The sequence below is a fragment of the Granulicella sp. S190 genome (assembly GCF_009766095.1).
GTDB lineage: Bacteria > Acidobacteriota > Terriglobia > Terriglobales > Acidobacteriaceae > Edaphobacter.
On record NZ_LMUD01000016.1, the window covers coordinates 420935 to 436680 of the forward strand.

14 protein-coding genes are annotated in these 15746 nt (G+C 55.9%); 9 read left to right on the plus strand and 5 right to left on the minus strand.

Annotated features, from left to right (window positions below; genetic code table 11):
- Positions 1–7: 7 nt before the first annotated feature.
- Together rpoC and GSQ94_RS11090 are read left to right on the plus strand one after the other, a co-directional pair.
- Positions 8–4198, plus strand: a complete 4191-nt coding sequence (gene rpoC, locus GSQ94_RS11085) for a DNA-directed RNA polymerase subunit beta' (RefSeq protein WP_158943915.1) — start codon at positions 8–10, stop codon at positions 4196–4198.
- Between the two features lie 141 nt (positions 4199–4339).
- Positions 4340–5224 carry a serine protease gene (locus GSQ94_RS11090; RefSeq protein ID WP_158943916.1) on the plus strand — a complete coding sequence of 295 codons (885 nt, stop codon included), beginning with the start codon at positions 4340–4342 and terminating at the stop codon, positions 5222–5224.
- 491 nt (positions 5225–5715) lie between these two features.
- Here the strand turns inward: GSQ94_RS11090 and GSQ94_RS11095 are convergent, their stop codons facing one another.
- Positions 5716–6252 (minus strand): DUF417 family protein, encoded by a 537-nt coding sequence (locus tag GSQ94_RS11095; RefSeq protein ID WP_158943917.1) that lies wholly within the window; start codon positions 6250–6252, stop codon positions 5716–5718.
- 219 nt (positions 6253–6471) lie between these two features.
- A complete protein-coding gene (locus GSQ94_RS11100) occupies positions 6472–7059 on the minus strand; it encodes a PEP-CTERM sorting domain-containing protein (RefSeq protein ID WP_158943918.1) in 588 nt (195 codons plus the stop codon).
- Positions 7060–7512: 453 nt separating this feature from the next.
- On the opposite strand from GSQ94_RS11100, the gene GSQ94_RS11105 reads away from it, so the two are divergent.
- The 3 genes from GSQ94_RS11105 to GSQ94_RS11115 all read left to right on the plus strand — a co-directional run bounded on the left by GSQ94_RS11105 (position 7513) and on the right by GSQ94_RS11115 (position 10504).
- Positions 7513–8556: a hypothetical protein gene (locus GSQ94_RS11105; RefSeq protein ID WP_158943919.1), complete on the plus strand. Its 1044-nt coding sequence runs from the start codon at positions 7513–7515 to the stop codon at positions 8554–8556.
- A gap of 92 nt (positions 8557–8648) precedes the next feature.
- Entirely contained in the window at positions 8649–9302 is a 654-nt protein-coding gene (locus GSQ94_RS11110; RefSeq protein ID WP_158943920.1) for a pentapeptide repeat-containing protein, read from the plus strand.
- A 182-nt stretch (positions 9303–9484) separates the two neighbouring features.
- The gene (locus GSQ94_RS11115) at positions 9485–10504 is read left to right on the plus strand and encodes a hypothetical protein (protein ID WP_158943921.1); all 1020 of its coding nucleotides are present in this window, start codon (positions 9485–9487) and stop codon (positions 10502–10504) included.
- Positions 10505–10606: 102 nt separating this feature from the next.
- Here the strand turns inward: GSQ94_RS11115 and GSQ94_RS11120 are convergent, their stop codons facing one another.
- On the minus strand, positions 10607–12049 hold the full coding sequence (locus tag GSQ94_RS11120; RefSeq protein WP_158943922.1) for a DUF418 domain-containing protein: 1443 nt from the start codon (positions 12047–12049) through the stop codon (positions 10607–10609).
- Between the two features lie 271 nt (positions 12050–12320).
- Between GSQ94_RS11120 and GSQ94_RS11125 the strand changes: the two genes are divergently transcribed.
- Positions 12321–12692: a hypothetical protein gene (locus tag GSQ94_RS11125; protein WP_158943923.1), complete on the plus strand. Its 372-nt coding sequence runs from the start codon at positions 12321–12323 to the stop codon at positions 12690–12692.
- Positions 12693–12807: 115 nt separating this feature from the next.
- Here the strand turns inward: GSQ94_RS11125 and GSQ94_RS11130 are convergent, their stop codons facing one another.
- Positions 12808–13269, minus strand: a complete 462-nt coding sequence (locus GSQ94_RS11130; protein ID WP_158943924.1) for an energy transducer TonB — start codon at positions 13267–13269, stop codon at positions 12808–12810.
- A 309-nt stretch (positions 13270–13578) separates the two neighbouring features.
- On the opposite strand from GSQ94_RS11130, the gene GSQ94_RS11135 reads away from it, so the two are divergent.
- Together GSQ94_RS11135 and GSQ94_RS11140 are read left to right on the plus strand one after the other, a co-directional pair.
- Positions 13579–14280, plus strand: coding sequence for an ROK family protein (locus tag GSQ94_RS11135; RefSeq protein WP_158943925.1), 702 nt, complete (start codon positions 13579–13581; stop codon positions 14278–14280).
- Between the two features lie 137 nt (positions 14281–14417).
- On the plus strand, positions 14418–14807 hold the full coding sequence (locus GSQ94_RS11140; protein ID WP_158943926.1) for a hypothetical protein: 390 nt from the start codon (positions 14418–14420) through the stop codon (positions 14805–14807).
- Here the strand turns inward: GSQ94_RS11140 and GSQ94_RS11145 are convergent.
- Complete coding sequence (locus GSQ94_RS11145; protein ID WP_158943927.1) at positions 14772–15299, minus strand: VOC family protein; 528 nt, start codon at positions 15297–15299, stop codon at positions 14772–14774. The two genes, GSQ94_RS11140 and GSQ94_RS11145, sit on opposite strands and share 36 nt — an antisense overlap.
- 165 nt (positions 15300–15464) lie before the next feature.
- Here GSQ94_RS11145 and GSQ94_RS11150 point away from each other — a divergent pair, with 165 nt between their 5' ends.
- Complete coding sequence (locus GSQ94_RS11150; protein WP_158943928.1) at positions 15465–15725, plus strand: GlsB/YeaQ/YmgE family stress response membrane protein; 261 nt, start codon at positions 15465–15467, stop codon at positions 15723–15725.
- The last annotated feature ends 21 nt before the right edge of the window (positions 15726–15746 follow it).

Consider the following 15746-nt stretch of genomic DNA (forward strand, 5'->3'; position numbering starts at 1 on the left):
GCCAAATATGTTTCGCTCCAGCCCCTTTGAACTGACCGGACCCATCGCCGACTTCGACGCCATCAAGATCCAGCTCGCCAGCCCCGAGAAGATCCGCAGCTGGTCGCACGGTGAGGTCACCAAGCCGGAAACCATCAACTACCGTACCTTCAAGCCCGAGCGCGACGGCCTCTTCTGCGCCCGCATCTTCGGACCCATCACCGACTGGGAGTGCCTCTGCGGCAAGTACAAGCGCATGAAACACCGCGGCGTCATCTGCGACAAGTGCGGCGTCGAAGTCACCCTCTCGAAGGTTCGCCGCGAGCGCCTCGGACACATCGAACTCGCCAGCCCCTGCTCGCATGTCTGGTTCTTCAAGGGCCTGCCCTCGCGCATCGGCCACCTGCTCGACATCAGCCTGCGTGAGCTCGAGGCCGTCCTCTACTTCGAGTCCTACGTCGTCGTCGATCCAGGCGACGCACCAGTCAAAGAGCGCGAAGTCATCAAGGACGAGACCAAGTTCCGTGAGCTCGATGCCCAGTACCGCCCCACCGGCTTCAAGGCCATGATGGGCGCAGAGGCCATCAAGGAACTCCTCAAGCGCGTTGAAATCGCCGAGCTCTCTATCGAGCTGCGCGAGCGCATGAAGACCGAAACCTCGCTCCAGAAGAAGCTCAAGTACTCCAAGCGTCTCAAGATCGTGGAGGCCTTCCGCAAGTCCGACAACCTGCCGCAGTGGATGATCCTCGACGTGATCCCCGTGATCCCGCCAGAGCTTCGCCCCCTTGTTCCGCTCGACGGCGGCCGCTTCGCTACGTCTGACCTCAACGACCTCTATCGTCGCGTCATCAACCGCAACAACCGCCTCAAGAAGCTGATGGACCTGCACGCTCCCGAAGTCATCGTCCGCAACGAGAAGCGCATGCTGCAGGAGGCCGTCGATGCTCTCTTCGACAACGGCCGCCGTGGCCGCGTCCTCCGTGGCGCGAACAACCGTCCGCTGAAGTCGCTCTCCGACACCCTCAAGGGCAAGCAGGGCCGCTTCCGTCAGAACCTCCTCGGCAAGCGCGTCGACTACTCCGGCCGTTCGGTCATCGTGGTCGGTCCCGAGCTGAAGCTGCACCAGTGCGGTCTTCCCAAGAAGATGGCGCTCGAGCTCTTCAAGCCCTTCATCTATCACCGCCTCGAGCAGACCGGTCACTGTACAACCATCAAGCAGGCTAAAGAGATGGTCGAGATGCAGGAGCCAATCGTCTGGGACATCCTCGAAGAAGTCATCAAGGATCACCCGGTTCTGTTGAACCGCGCTCCGACGCTTCACCGTCTCGGCATCCAGGCCTTCGAGCCAGTGCTTGTGGAAGGTAAGGCGATCAAGATCCATCCGCTCGTCTGCACTGCCTTCAACGCGGACTTCGACGGCGACCAGATGGCCGTTCACATCCCGCTCTCGCCTGAGGCTCAGATCGAAGCCAGCGTGCTCATGCTCGCTTCGCACAACATCCTCTCGCCCGCCAGCGGTCAACCCATCACCGTCCCGACGCAGGACCTCGTCCTCGGCCTCTACTACCTCACCAAGGCGAAGGTTAACGCCAAGGGTGAAGGCCGCGTCTTCGCCAACATCGAAGAGGTCTTCATGGCCCTCGAAGCGAAGCAGGTCGAGACCCTCACCCCGATCCGTCTGCGCTACACCGGCCCTGTCCTCGACATGACCACCGCGTACGACGATCAGGACCTCACCCACACCGAGCCGGTCGAGTTCAACAAGCAGTACATCAACACGACCGTCGGCCGCGCCATCCTCAACGATGCGCTCCCCGAGGGCATGCCCTACGTCAATGGCCTGCTCAAGAAGAAGGGTATCGGCCAGCTCATCAACTACTGCTACCTGAACCTCGGCCTCGAAGTCACCGTCAAGACCCTCGACCGCGTCAAGGATCTCGGCTTCACCTATGCCACCCGCTCCGGCCTCTCGGTCGGTCTCGACGACATGGTGATCCCCGACTCCAAGTACACGCTCGTCGGCGATGCCGAAAAGACCGTCCTCACCATGCAGCAGCAGTACCTCGACGGAGCCATCACCAACGGTGAGCGCTCCAACAAGGTCATCCAGATGTGGTCGGGAGTCACCGAGCGCGTCGCCGATGAGATGTTCAACAACATGAAGCGTGCCGACAAGGAAGGAGCCATGAACCCGATCTACATCATGGCCGACTCCGGTGCTCGTGGATCCAAACAGCAGATCCGCCAGCTCTCCGGCATGCGTGGTTTGATGGCAAAGCCCTCGGGCGAAATCATCGAAACCCCCATCACGGCGAACTTCCGCGAAGGTCTCACCGTTCTCCAGTACTTCATCTCGACGCACGGCGCACGTAAGGGCCTCGCCGATACCGCACTCAAGACCGCCGACTCGGGTTACCTCACCCGCCGTCTGGTCGACGTTGCGCAGGATGTCATCATCTCGCACAACGACTGCGGCACCGTCGAAGGCATCTACGTCACCCCCATCATCGAAGCCGGCGAGACCATCGAGCCCCTGCGCGACCGCATCATCGGCCGCGTCTCGCTCGAGAAACTCAAAGACTTCGAGGGCAAGACCATCGTCGACATCAACCAGGAGATCGACGAAGATCTCGCCAACGCCGTTCAGGCCGCGGGTATCGAGCGCGTCAAGATCCGCTCGGTTCTCACCTGCGAGTCCAAGCGCGGCGTCTGCATCCTCTGCTACGGCCGTAACCTCGGCTCCGGCAAGATGGTGGAGATGGGCGAAGCCGTCGGCGTCATCGCGGCGCAGTCCATCGGCGAGCCTGGTACTCAGCTCACCATGCGTACCTTCCACATCGGCGGTACGGCATCGCGCGTATCCGACGCTTCGCACCTCGAGGCCAAGAACCACGGCACCGTCCGCTTCATCAACCTTGTCACCGTTCGCTCCAAGGACGGCGGCCTGGTCGCCTTCAACCGCAACGGTTCGCTCGCCATTGTTGACGAGAAGGGCCGCGAGAAGGAGCGTTACGCTGTCGTCTACGGTGCCAAGCTCAAGGTCGAAGAGGGAACTCAGGTACAGCAGGGCACGCGCCTCGGCGAGTGGGATCCCTACACCTTCTCCCTCCTCACCGAGATCGCTGGAACCGTCCAGTTCAAGGACCTCCAGGAAGGCGTCACCCTCAACGAAGAAGTCGACGAAGTCACCGGCCTCAGCAGGTTGGTGGTTGCGGATTCTTCAGACGAGAAGCGTCAGCCCGCCATCATCATCAAGTCCGCATCCGGCAATAAGCGTTACCTCATGCCTTCACGCGCTCACCTCATGGTGGCCGACGGCGACGAGATCTTCCCCGGCGACATCCTTGCCAAGATCCCACGCGAAACAACGCGTACCAAGGACATCACCGGCGGTCTCCCACGCGTCGTCGAACTCTTCGAGGCCCGCAAGCCACGCGACCCCGCGATCATCTCCAAGATCGATGGTGTCGTTCGCTTCGGCGAAGTTTCGAAGGGCCAGCGTAAGGTCTACGTCACCGCGGACAACGGTCAGGAAGAGGAGTACAGCGTTCCCCGCGGTACTTATGTCAACGTGCAGGAAGGCGAACGCCTCCGTGCCGGTGATGCTCTGATCGACGGTCCCCGCAACCCGCACGACATTCTGGAAGTTCTCGGCGAGCGCGCACTTCAGCAGTACCTCGTCAACGAAATCCAGGAAGTCTACCGGCTCCAGGGCGTCACCATCTCCGACAAGCACATCGAAACCATCGTTCGTCAGATGCTTCGCTGGGTCAAGATCGAAGAAGTCGGTGACACCACCTTCCTCGTCGATCAGCAGACCGACCGCTTCCGCTTCAACGCCGAGAACCAGCGCGTGTTGATGTCCGGCGGCAAGCCTGCCATCGGCCGTTCGCTTCTGCTCGGCATCACCAAGGCGTCGCTCTCGACCGACAGCTTCATCTCGGCCGCCAGCTTCCAGGAGACCACCCGCGTACTCACTGAAGCCAGCATCAACGGCTCCATCGACACGCTTCGTGGCCTCAAGGAAAACGTCATCGTAGGCCGCCTCATCCCCGCCGGAACCGGCATGGAGTACTACCGCAACGTCCAGCTCTCCCCAGAGCTCGAAGAAGCGGCAGCCCAGGTCCAGCAGGAAGTGGCATCCGCCATCGAAGCCGAAGAGCGCGAACTAGAACAGATGCGCATGGAAGGCGAACAAGAAGAACTAGCCGCCGAGTAAGTACTTCGTACCGTTCTCGAACGCTTCGCGTGAAACCTTAAACTACAGCTACAAGAAATGGGCGGACTCGAGAGAGTCCGCCTTTTCTTCTTTGACGCTAAGTAGACCGTCCGCTAGTCTCTGCATATGAGGTAATGTCGAATGCATCAAAAGCAGTACAGTGACTGTCCCAAACTTCTTCAAATCATTATTCTGCTTTTGGTGTTTTGTGTCGCCGCAACAGCACAGCAAGCTACTGATAAAGTGCCGCCATCCCCGGCTACCACTCAGCCCGTCCCAACAACCCACATCGATCCACTTAGTGTTCAGTCTCTACTGGTGCAAATCTATTCGAGGGGCGAGTCTTTGGGCTCTGGGACAGGGTTTGTGGTGAAGAAAAACGAAAAGGCTTACTTAGTCACAAATTGGCATGTAGTGAGTGCTCGTCGTCCCGATACGGGAGCTGCAATGGATCCCCAAGGAAGGTACCCTGATGAAATTCAGATTTTGCAAAATGTTAAAGGTCATCTTGGTACCTGGACTTATAAGTCAGAAAAACTAGTGAATGAGAAAAACGAAGCTCTCTGGATTGAACATCCACTAGGGAAAGCAGTGGATGTCGTTTTTGTCCCATTGTCCAACCTTTCGGATGTTGACCTGTACCCAGTAAATTTGGAACTTAGGAAAATTCCAATTAGGCTAGCTCCAGCTGGCAATGTATCCATAATCGGATTTCCATTCGGACATAGCCAAACTGCTGGTCTGCCAATCTGGAAAACTGGAACCATCGCGAGTGATCCAGACATTGACTATGACAAATCGCCGCAAATACTAGTGGACTGTACAGGTCGTCCAGGCATGTCTGGATCCCCTGTTTACGCTCGAAGGAGTGGCATGTATCAGGACGAAAACACCGGGGTCAACATGGTCAGCGGACAAACGGATCGATTTATTGGGATATACGCCGGTTCAATCGATCAGACAAGCGAGATAGGGCGAGTCTGGAAGGCCTCAGCAATCATGACTATTTATGATGCTCTGCCTTAGTCTGTCGGGCGGGCGGGTGGCCCATACATAAAACTTATCAACACATTGGGTGCCCACTCATGAGGTCTTATCGGCGGGTGGCCCACCCTAAGTTTTACTGTTTCAACAACCACAAATGATCGGGTGCCCCATCCTTCGCGCACTTTGCGAAAGGTGGGATGTAGATCGTCCGAACCAGAGCGTATAGGGTCGCCCGCGCTTTCCCAAAACGGGAAAGCCCAAAAATAAATCTAAAAAAGTGGCGTATTTTTCGTAGCCGATTTGAGGTCGTTTTCTGGCCATCTTTCACCAGCATTCCACTACGATCTCACCATCAAAAAACCACGTTCTGCACCTCGTTTTTCGCGAAACCCCCTGCAAAACACAAACTCCACCACGCCAGAAAAAAAGGGAAAACTTACTCGCCGGGTGGCTCATATCTCGACTTTGAGATGTGGGCCACCCGAACCCTCCCCGCTCAGCGCCAGGCCCTCACATCACCAGAACCACGATCATCTTTGATTCTCAGCCATGATCGCTTTTCGGCCATAGTAGCTGATCAGATAGAACGCAACTCCGAAAGAGATAATGTCCTTGAAGAGAAACAGTCCGAGATTGTTCATGTAGTGGATGCCGTTCACCACGACGGTGTCATCCGGAGTCGTGATCAACATAGTGCTTGTGGTGAAAAACATGCCGACGAGAATGATCCCGCCCACAATGCCTGCTTTCGGTTTGAAGTAGCCAATGATCAGCAGAATTGCTGCTGTCCATTCCGTGAGCCCGATCATATCCCCCAGACGATATGGTCCAAGGGCCTTCAACTGCAAGCTGGTCAGTGGGCTGTTACTTTCCAGCGGAACGATGCCCTCTGCACCGGGTACTGTCATCTTGAATTTCCCCGCCCACAGCAACATCACGATCATTCCAATGCTGCAAATAAGGAAAGGAATATTTCGATCTGCGACGAACGCCGCGATCTTCGTTAGCACACTCTTCGCCTGCATTTCGTTACCGCCGCGTGTCCCGACGGATGTGGTTTCAGCCATAAAAAGACTCCTTCATGTAATGTCATCATCGAGCAGATGACCCTATCTAAAAGTCTTGATATATCTGGCCTTATATCTAGATTTTTGAAGCGCCACTCACGCTTACGCGCAAACTGATTTTATAAGTAGAACCTGAATCTTCGCCAGCCCGCTCTGCGTATCAAGCGATTCGCGAGCCACCGGTCGCGAGTGTTCGCGCAGTTCCCGGAGCAGCTCCAGCTATGAAGCTCTACGAGCAGCCCGCATGCGGCTGAAACCAAATTGCATGAGACCGGTGAGGCCAGTACCGAGCAGGACAAGGGTTGAGGGCTCAGGCGTGGTCGCATCTCCCGTCACCACGAAGTCGAGCGAGGTAATTCCCTCCACCGTCGCAAAGGGGTCCCCGCCGCCGATACCATCGTAAACGCCGCTAACCTGGTTGCAGGTCATAGTTGTAAAGGTAGGCACCGCCCCGGTGCCAGCGACAGGAGGAATGTCCTGGCAAGTACCGTCGATCTCGAAAACGTACTGAAAATTTGGTCCAAAGTTAGTGAACGCGAGCGAGCCGCCAAAGAAATCTACTGTGTCGAAGCTGCTTCCCCCATCTGGAAACTCGGGCGCCTGCACTAAGGGATACAGGAAATCGCTGTAGTAATACGGTTCGGGATAGAAGAACAACTGCGCGGGATCGAACGAGAAGGTGGTCGAGCCTGTGTCGTCATCATTATGGTAGACGTAGTTGACGGTAACCGTCACGAGAGAATCGGCTCGGGCCGCAAGGCAACTGCCAAAGATCAATAGACACAGAAGACAAAGGGAACGACGCATGAACGCCTCCTAAATTCCTCTTCTAGGGCACGTCTACAGTAGACCGAAACGACCCCTGGGTCAATCTATGAGTTCAGGATACCGAACCAAGTGCCACCGTCATAACAACCAAAAGTATGGGAGTGCTCCAGCCCGGAATAGGTTATGGCGAAAGTGCACTCCGCGAAAACACAAAGCGCAGACTCGCAAGAGTCCTCTCTTTGGCTGGCTTCGACAAACACTCAAACTCCAGATATAAGTCAGTGTGTGTCGGTCGTATAAGGATTTGCAGTACTCGCCCTCCTGCACCGGGCGATCATCTTGAACCACGCAAAAGGCAGGCCTCCGAGAGTGAGAAAACAATCCGCCTTACTTGTCTCCCAGCTTTGTTTGTTTTGCCTCGGTTGCTTACCTCATTCAATCCAGACAACATCGAAGTATTCTCTCGAAAAGACCTCTGAATACGCTCTGCTTGTGCCTTCCATCGTTCCTGTGAAAACAGGGGAAGACTTTCAAACCACTCGAATTGTCTTATCAGGCAACGACAAACCGCGAGCCTCCGCTACGAAACAGTGTTCGATTCAGGGTCCGGTCTTCTCTCTCAGCCCGGATGCCGCATCAACCTCAGACCGCTGGCTAATCACGAGCCCCAGCATCCAGGGCTGGCAAAAGCGCGGCGGCGACATCGACGTAACTGCAGAGTGGAACAGCTTCACATCTGCCTTGCTGGGCCGAAAAGAACTAGGTTGTTTTCCCAAAGAAGTCAGCCTGTCCTCGATCACCAACGCGATCATTGAACACATTCCGCTCCCGGCAAACGAGTCTCTTCTCTTCTTCTACTCGTTCAACGGCAGCAGCGGCTTTGCAGATCTTTCACCAGGCATGCAGATTAAAATCGAGCAGATCTCCATAGAAAGCCGCAACGGCAAAGCTACCGGCGGCAAGCCAATCTCATTAGAAGCTCAATACGAAGTTGTCCCCTCCTCTGCATCAGGAGTTTCTCTTCAACCTTCGAAGGCTTCCAGGCGACCTTCGACCAGATCATCCGGCCAGGAAGAAAGTTTTTTCAATCTCTCTTCTCGCTTTCAAGCCACTCCGCTGCTTCGGCTCTTCCTTGAGACAGCGAAGGACGGCAACACCAAGCAACCTGCTCTCATCGGTGCGAGCAACATGGCCGATATCGAGTCCGCGACCAAGCTGATAGAGCAGAGCAACACCGGCAATTGTCCTGCTTCGCTCACAAACGTCGTCTGTACTCCCTTTGCCCAGGGCACTGGCGTGAGCTTGCTCTTTCCAATCTGGGTTAATGGAAAATTGTCTTATCGCCCGATCGGGACAACGTTGGAGTATATGATCGCTATTCTCCAGGCGAACAAAAAAAGCCGTGCAATCGAAACCATCTCACTGAAACGTCCTCTCGCAACGGGTGGTTATGCTGAGGTTGTCTTTCCAAGAACGATGGAAGATGCAGGTCAGATACTTTTACTCAGTGGAGATCGCCTGACTTGGGACCACTAGCTCACGACACAAGGGATTAGTGCGGTGCCGTATCTCGATTGTGAGACGTACGTCGAGCACGTCACAGGCGAAGAACCTTATATCCTTGAGTCATGGCGACGAAGACCAAAGGCCGCATCGCTCCGCAGATAGACGAGGAGTTTCTCACGGAGACCTTCGCCGAACAGCTCGCCTCAGGCCAGGTGAGCGATGCGTCTTCCTCCAACACGATCTTGCCGCAGCTCGTCAGCCCACGCGGCCAGCCTGCGCGTATCAATCGGTGCGTATGGAAATCCATCACGCTCGCCGACCCTAACGCCCAGGGCCTGCAACTTCAAGACGCCCACATCGAAGACTCCGACCTCGCAAACATTAGCCTGAATGGCAGCTTGCTGGAGCGCGTAGAGATCCTTACAACCCGCCTCACTGGCGCAATCTGTGTGGAGGCTCAACTCAAGAGCGTCCTCTTTCGAGAGTGCAAGCTCGACTTCGCGCTCCTGCGTATGGCTCGTCTACAGCAGTGCGTCTTCGAGAGATGCAATCTCACCGACGCCGACTTCTACGGTGCCGATCTCTCAGGCACAATCTTTCGCGACTGCGATCTCAGTCGTGCCGACCTCTCCCAGTCAAAGCTCTTCCGCGCCGACATACGCGGCTGCCGGCTTGACGGAGTTCGTGGAACTCCCATCACCACCGACGGTCTCCTCATTAGCCCGGATCAAGCCGCGCTACTTATAACGCTCTTCGGCATTCGCGTCGAATGGTAATCGGTTTCTCTGTTTCATTCACGCCTCTGGCTACAGAATGTCGAAGACCAGCTCAACTGCTGCCCTGAGTGTGATTCGCCAGATCACATCTACAATCCAACTGTTTTGGATGGACGATTAGAGTCGCATATAATCGACAGATGATATCTGATCTTTCACAAGCCTTTCCCTCAGAGACTCAAATGCTTAGGTGGCCAGCCTTATTGCTTTGCACTCTTGTCCTAACGTTTTCTACTCCGCTGCACGCTCAGCAGGACGCAGTAACCACTTCAAGCTCCGAGGCTCCGGCAGCCGCCGCTGCCTTGCCTGAATCTGTAACTGTCTCCAGCACAGAGAACATCCAGCCTGCTGAGGCAAACCAGGCAAGCACCTCCAGCAATCAGCAGCAGTCTGCACAGCCGGCCCCTCCAACCACCTTCATCGGTCGCTGGCAGGCAAGAGCTACTAAAACTCAGAACGAGCAGCCTCACTGGATAACTCCGCTCGTCACCGTCACGCCACGGCTCGAGCAGGAGTTTCGTACTGACTTTGTGCATCAATACAACCCAAGCGGCTTCGCTGTCTGGAACTACGGCAACAGCAAAGGTCTGGAGCTGATTCCCGAGAAGCACACCGAACTCATCTTCAATCTGCCGCCCTTCTTCAACCGCACCAACGGCGAGTCCGATGGCTTCGGAGACTTCTCCTTCCTTGCGAAGGAGCGACTCTACTCCAGGAATGAAGAGAACGGAAATGCAATCGTGACCGTCTTCCTGGCCGCAACGATTCCGACTGGGAAGAACGACAACGGAAGCTGCTGCGCAGTCATCACACCGACGCTGGCAGTCGGCAAAGGGTTTGGTCAACTCGCGCTGACCTCAACTGCGGGAGGTTCGCTGCCGGTGACAAACTCTCAGGGGCTCGGCCACTCGATCGTCTGGAACAATGTGGCTCAGTATAAGTTGGCAAAGACCGGCGTCGCACGGCTCTTCTGGCCCGAGGTGGAATCCAACACTACCTTCTTCAAAGGCGGCGCGAATGATGGAAAGACAACCACCTTTATTACGCCGGGCGCCATCATTGGAAGAATTCCTCTCTCTCACGACACCACCGGAAAGCCCGGCCGTCTCGGACTAACCTTCGGAGCCGGAGAACAGATTGCAGTCACGAGCTTTCACACTGCTAATCACGCTCTGGTGCTGACCGCGCGTATCCCGTTTTAGTCGAAGTCATCAAAGATGTTCTTCGCCCGCCACTCCGAAAGCCAGGAGTGGCGGTTCTTTTTGCGCATGCCACTTATCACCCTAAGGATCGCAGACCACGAACTACGCAGCGGTGTTCGCAACCTCTGTCACCGCAGTCGTCGCGCGAATCCGCATCGGTTGCCGCTTCCAGTACGTCAACGATCGCCACACCCACTCCATCGGACCAAACTCAAAGTACCGCAGCCAGATAGAGCTGAACGTCATATTGAAGATCCACATTCCCAGTACGGCATAGTAGATCTTGTAGTACTCCACGTAGCCGTACCAGTGCCACGATCCCCATACGAAGATCGTCTTCATCGTGAGACTTGTCAGCAGGTAGTTTGAGAGCGCCATCTGACCCACTGCAGCAATCCGCGCCAGCAGCCACTTGAAGACTCCAGCCTTCACCAGGATCAGAAGCAGCGCGGCATTTCCCAGCGCACCCGCAATCCTCCCAATGTCATACGGCGCCTGCAACCACACCAACGTCCGGAACATGTCGAAGTGTCCAGCCCATGCTCTCCACGCTCCTACGCCCGTTACTGTCCAGCCAACGGATAGACCAATCACCGCAGTCCACGCATACGTCTTCATACTCAACCGGCCCGGTAGAAATCCGTTTTTGAACAGCGCCATGCCCAGCAGCATCAACCCAACCCAGTCGCCAAACCCAAAGTACGCACCCTTCAGCTCCCCCATCAACACATTTCCCGCTACGTGTCCTTGAGCCTTCCAATATCCCTGCTGCATGGCGGAAATATCTTCGAACTTTTTCTTGTCAGGGGCCCGCCATCTATCCTGGGTGCTCTGCCACTTCTTCAGATCACTGATCTCGTCTTCGGTAAGTGTCTGGTGCTGTGCCAGCCGTGCATTCGCCTTTGCCGCTGCTTGCTTCGCGCTATACGAGCTGCCATACTGGCCGCCCATAATCAGGATGGAGTTGATCGCCAGGATGATTCCTGCAGTCCACATCAACCTCTTCACGCGAACGTTGCGGAATGGAAACAGAAACAGCAGCGCCGCCGTGCCGTAGTAGAACAGGATGTCTCCATCCCAGATCAGGTATCCGTGCAGCATCCCGATCAGCACCAGCCACATATTCCGCCGCGTAAAGATGTCCGCTGCCTTGACTCCCGCGCCCCGAGCCAGCGCCCGCTCCGTCAGCAGAATCACACCCGCTCCAAACAGCAGGGAGAACAGTGCCCGCATCTTGCCCTCGGCGAAGATCCAGCGCAGAAACCAGACCGCGGTGTTGATCTTCCAGTGCGGCCCATCGAACACCGGCTTCACCGTACTCAGCGGATAGAGGTAGTTCCTGTATCCGTAGGCAAAGTCACAGATGTTCATGATCAGGATGCCCATCAGCGAGAAGCCCCGCAGCACATCCATGCTGCTGATACGCTCCCCGCGAGCCACCGGTCTCGTCGCGCTTAGCTCTGCATGAGCGGGCCCGGCCAGTTCTTCGGCAGCCCCAGGTGCAATCACGCCCTCATCGAGACCCACTCCAGCCACACTCGCCATGAAACCTCCAGGAGCACCCGCAAGTCCATCTAGCCCATGTCGTACGCGGTCGTTCACACGATTTTCACCGAAGTATCCCACCCGAACCCTCTGCAATCAAGCGAAATCGTGCCATCTCCCGCGAACGAACATGCTTCGCTGCGCGCCGTGGGTTCTCCGCGCGCGATATTCTCTCTAGCCGGCAGGTGACTTTCTATCAGAGGGAATAGCCGTCGAAATCGCTCAACATCAGCAAGAGCCCTTGGGTAAATTTTTTTACCCGGACGGCGGGATGAAAATAAACCTGAAAAAGCTGGCGTATTTTTTCAGCGGAGATTCTGTGGTGTTTCCTCGCCACAATTACCACGCACACCACCACGTTCACACCACCGAAAAACCATGTCCATGCACCACGTTTTCGCAAAAAATCCCCGAAAAACACATCTTCACCACGCTGAAAAAAATACGCAGCTCAGTCGTTCTGCATCCAACGAGCATGGAATCCCCCATCCCCCCAGACAAAAAGCCAGCCATCTCTAACCCCGTTCTGTTTATCGTGATCGTCTGCATCGTAGTCGCAGCCATAGCGCTCTTCGCAACCCTCCGTCCCAATCCCAGCGGCAAAGGTGCACCAAGCCCCGCCGCACCAGCCGCGCAGCAGTAGCCTTTCATATTGCTCAAACAAAAAGGCAGACTCCGAAGAGTCTGCCTTTAGGCCTGACCAAATCTACGCCACCAAACTCTGCTGAGGGGAGGGCGAGTCAGTCAGAGCAAGGGAACTACTGGGCCGGCTTCAAAACAACTGCCAGATTTACCGGAACCGCAGTCGGCTGGTCATCCAGAGTGCCGGGGGTAAAGCGATACTGGCTCACTGCCGTCAGAACGTTGCGGTCCATCACGGGATTGACCGACTGAACGATCTTCAACTCTGTCGGCTTGCCGGTCGAGTCCACCGTCATGGCAACAACAGCGGTCCTGTCGAACTGGATCGTCGGAGCAAAGTCGGAGTCTGACTGCACTGCGACGGTGTAAACCAGCTTAGGAGCATTGACTCCGGTAGAGATGCGGAGCGGCGCTGCGGATGCAGTAGTATTGCGATCCGCTTCGGAGTGGAATGCCGGGGAGACCAGCTCGGAGCGCAGTGTTGTGGCCTGAGAGGTCTGGGTTTTTGCAGGCGAATTTGCCTGAGCGTGAAGTAACATGGGAGACAGGGCGAGGGTAGCCACAATGATTCGACGCATAGTATTGATCTCTAGGGCAAGCGTGCCCAACACCACAATAGCCTATTCAAAATACCACTGTCAATAAAATAGTTTTTTAAAAATTAGATCTAAATTTATCAATGGCTTACGCAGAGATCCCCTCACTTCATTCGTGTTCTCCATAAAACCTTGGTTTTTCGTCAACCGCTAAAGGCGAAACATTTCAACCTTGTTCTTCCGTGCCCGGAGCCATTTCGGCATGCTTTCGCGGCTCGTGAGAAGACCGTCTTGGCGGTACTTTTAGTTAGTTCCTGCCAGCACCCTCGCAACGCTGCTACCATGCAGGAAATGAAAGTTTTAGTGATCGACATCGGAGGCACCAACGTAAAGGTCGCCTCGACAGACAACCTCGTCCCCATCAAGATCCCCTCCGGTCCAACGATGACCGCCGAACAGATGACCACAGACGTCCTCGCAGCGACGAAAGGCTGGGCGTATGACTGCGTTTCGATCGGCTATCCCGGTCCCGTCGTCCACCACCGCCCCATCGCTGAACCCCATAACCTCGGCGGCGGATGGGTCGACTTCCCTTACGAGAAAGCCTTCGGCAAACCCCTCCGATTCATCAATGACGCAGCGATGCAGGCTCTTGGAGGCTACAAAAGCGGCCGCATGCTCTTCCTTGGCACCGGCACCGGCCTGGGTTCCGCGATGATCGTCGACGGTCTCGTCATATCGCTCGAACTCGCTCATCTGCCTTACAAAAAAGGTCTCACCTACGAGGAGTACATCGGTCTTGCAGGGCTCGAACGCCGTGGTGTGAAGCGCTGGAGAAAGTCGGTGCTCGACATCATCAGTCGCCTCAAGGCAGCCATGGTCTGCGAAACCGTCCTCCTCGGTGGCGGCAACGCGAAGATGATGAAGGACCTCCCCGATCATGTGATCCTCGGAGCGAACACCAACGCGATCGATGGAGGCATCAAGCTCTGGCAAGATGGCTCAACCTCGCCCAAACAAAAAAATCCTGCCAAGAAGGCTTCGAAGTCCTGAGTGGATGTAGTGCAGGCGACGAATCGGCAAATCGCCACTCCGCTTTCGGCGAAGTCCTTTGATCGCGAGAGATCACTCTCACGGAGGCGGAATCGCGTCGTCTGGCAGAATCTGAAACAATCTTCACAGGAGACATCATGGCGAACAAGTACGGAGAAGCCGCTCTCATCGCGGCCCGCACGGAGATTTATGGCAAGGCCATCACCCCTGCTGCACGCTGGGAACAGGCGACAGCAAAGCTTTATCCCACCAGCCCTTCAGCCCAGCGCAAGGGAGGCCCACGCTTCGCCTTTCTAAGTCTCTGCGAAGCAGGTCTAGTCAAAGGAATTCCTGCTGGACAATATGCTCCATCCAACAAGGCCAAGGCTTACGCCCTCCGTGCCGTGTCTCTTCTCAACGCGGGCACCCATAAGACCGTTACGACACTTTGGGCTGAAGTCACCGATGGTGAAGACATTCCGCACAACAGCCAGATGGACGTAGTGCTGGCACTATGGAAGAACGACCTGATTGTGCGGGGTGTCTAAACTCTCGTCTGCTGCCGCCAACAGCCCGCGCAGATCCAGTGCTCGCGTATACATCGTCAACCTGCCTTGTGCATCTTTGGGCCACTCATTCTTTGGACGGTCCCAGTAGAGCTCTACTCCGTTTCCGTCGGGATCGCGCAGGTAAAGCGCTTCGCTCACCCCGTGGTCGGACGCGCCATCCAGTGGCACCTTTGCACGCAGCAGCCGTTGCAAGGCATCCGCCAGAGTAGCTCGCGTCGGATATACCAGTGCCAGGTGATAGAGACCGGTTGTCCCGGGTGTTGGAGGTGCTCCCCCCTTACTCTCCCAGGTGTTCAGGCCTATATGGTGATGGTATCCGCCTGCCGAGAGAAATGCAGCTGAGTCGCCGAACCGCAGCGTCACCTCAAACCCGAGCACACCGCAATAAAATCCAAGCGCTCTCTCCAAATCCGCCACCTTTAGGTGGACATGGCCCATCCTGACTCCTGCGTCGATCACCTTATCACTCATAGTTGGATTGGATGAATCTCTTTCCCTCAATGCACTATTCTGCGCAGAAAAATCTCATTCCAAAGCAAAATCAGGCGCTTGCGTAGAAGCAAAGTAGGAGTATTCTTCTCCCATCAATCGAGACATCTCCGGCCGCCCCGGAAAAACTAACACGGAGGAACAGCTATGTTTCATCTTCTTTGGACGGCTCTCATCGGTCTCATCGTCGGCGCGCTCGCCAAGTTCATCATTCCTGGCAAGGAGCCTGGTGGGATCTTCATCACCATGTTGATTGGTATCGCGGGTTCCTTCCTCGGAACCTTCCTCGGCCGTGCGATCGGCCACTATCAACCTGATCAGTCAGCCGGCTTCATCATGTCGCTCGTAGGGGCGCTGATTTTGCTGGGCATCTACCACCTGATCAGACGCAGCCAGGCAACTACCTAAGAACTCACACTCGATTTATAT

What these genes read in the sequence shown, in the direction of transcription:
- GSQ94_RS11120 (WP_158943922.1), bottom strand. Translation starts at nt 12,049, where the DNA reads ATGGCGAGTGTGGCTGGAGTGGGTCTCGATGAGGGCGTGATTGCACCT.
- GSQ94_RS11095 (WP_158943917.1), bottom strand. Translation starts at nt 6,252, where the DNA reads ATGGCTGAAACCACATCCGTCGGGACACGCGGCGGTAACGAAATGCAG.
- rpoC (WP_158943915.1), top strand. Translation starts at nt 8, where the DNA reads ATGTTTCGCTCCAGCCCCTTTGAACTGACCGGACCCATCGCCGACTTC.
- GSQ94_RS11135 (WP_158943925.1), top strand. Translation starts at nt 13,579, where the DNA reads ATGAAAGTTTTAGTGATCGACATCGGAGGCACCAACGTAAAGGTCGCC.
- GSQ94_RS11115 (WP_158943921.1), top strand. Translation starts at nt 9,485, where the DNA reads ATGCTTAGGTGGCCAGCCTTATTGCTTTGCACTCTTGTCCTAACGTTT.
- GSQ94_RS11140 (WP_158943926.1), top strand. Translation starts at nt 14,418, where the DNA reads ATGGCGAACAAGTACGGAGAAGCCGCTCTCATCGCGGCCCGCACGGAG.
- GSQ94_RS11145 (WP_158943927.1), bottom strand. Translation starts at nt 15,299, where the DNA reads ATGAGTGATAAGGTGATCGACGCAGGAGTCAGGATGGGCCATGTCCAC.
- GSQ94_RS11110 (WP_158943920.1), top strand. Translation starts at nt 8,649, where the DNA reads ATGGCGACGAAGACCAAAGGCCGCATCGCTCCGCAGATAGACGAGGAG.
- GSQ94_RS11130 (WP_158943924.1), bottom strand. Translation starts at nt 13,269, where the DNA reads ATGCGTCGAATCATTGTGGCTACCCTCGCCCTGTCTCCCATGTTACTT.
- GSQ94_RS11090 (WP_158943916.1), top strand. Translation starts at nt 4,340, where the DNA reads ATGCATCAAAAGCAGTACAGTGACTGTCCCAAACTTCTTCAAATCATT.
- GSQ94_RS11150 (WP_158943928.1), top strand. Translation starts at nt 15,465, where the DNA reads ATGTTTCATCTTCTTTGGACGGCTCTCATCGGTCTCATCGTCGGCGCG.
- GSQ94_RS11100 (WP_158943918.1), bottom strand. Translation starts at nt 7,059, where the DNA reads ATGCGTCGTTCCCTTTGTCTTCTGTGTCTATTGATCTTTGGCAGTTGC.
- GSQ94_RS11125 (WP_158943923.1), top strand. Translation starts at nt 12,321, where the DNA reads ATGAAAATAAACCTGAAAAAGCTGGCGTATTTTTTCAGCGGAGATTCT.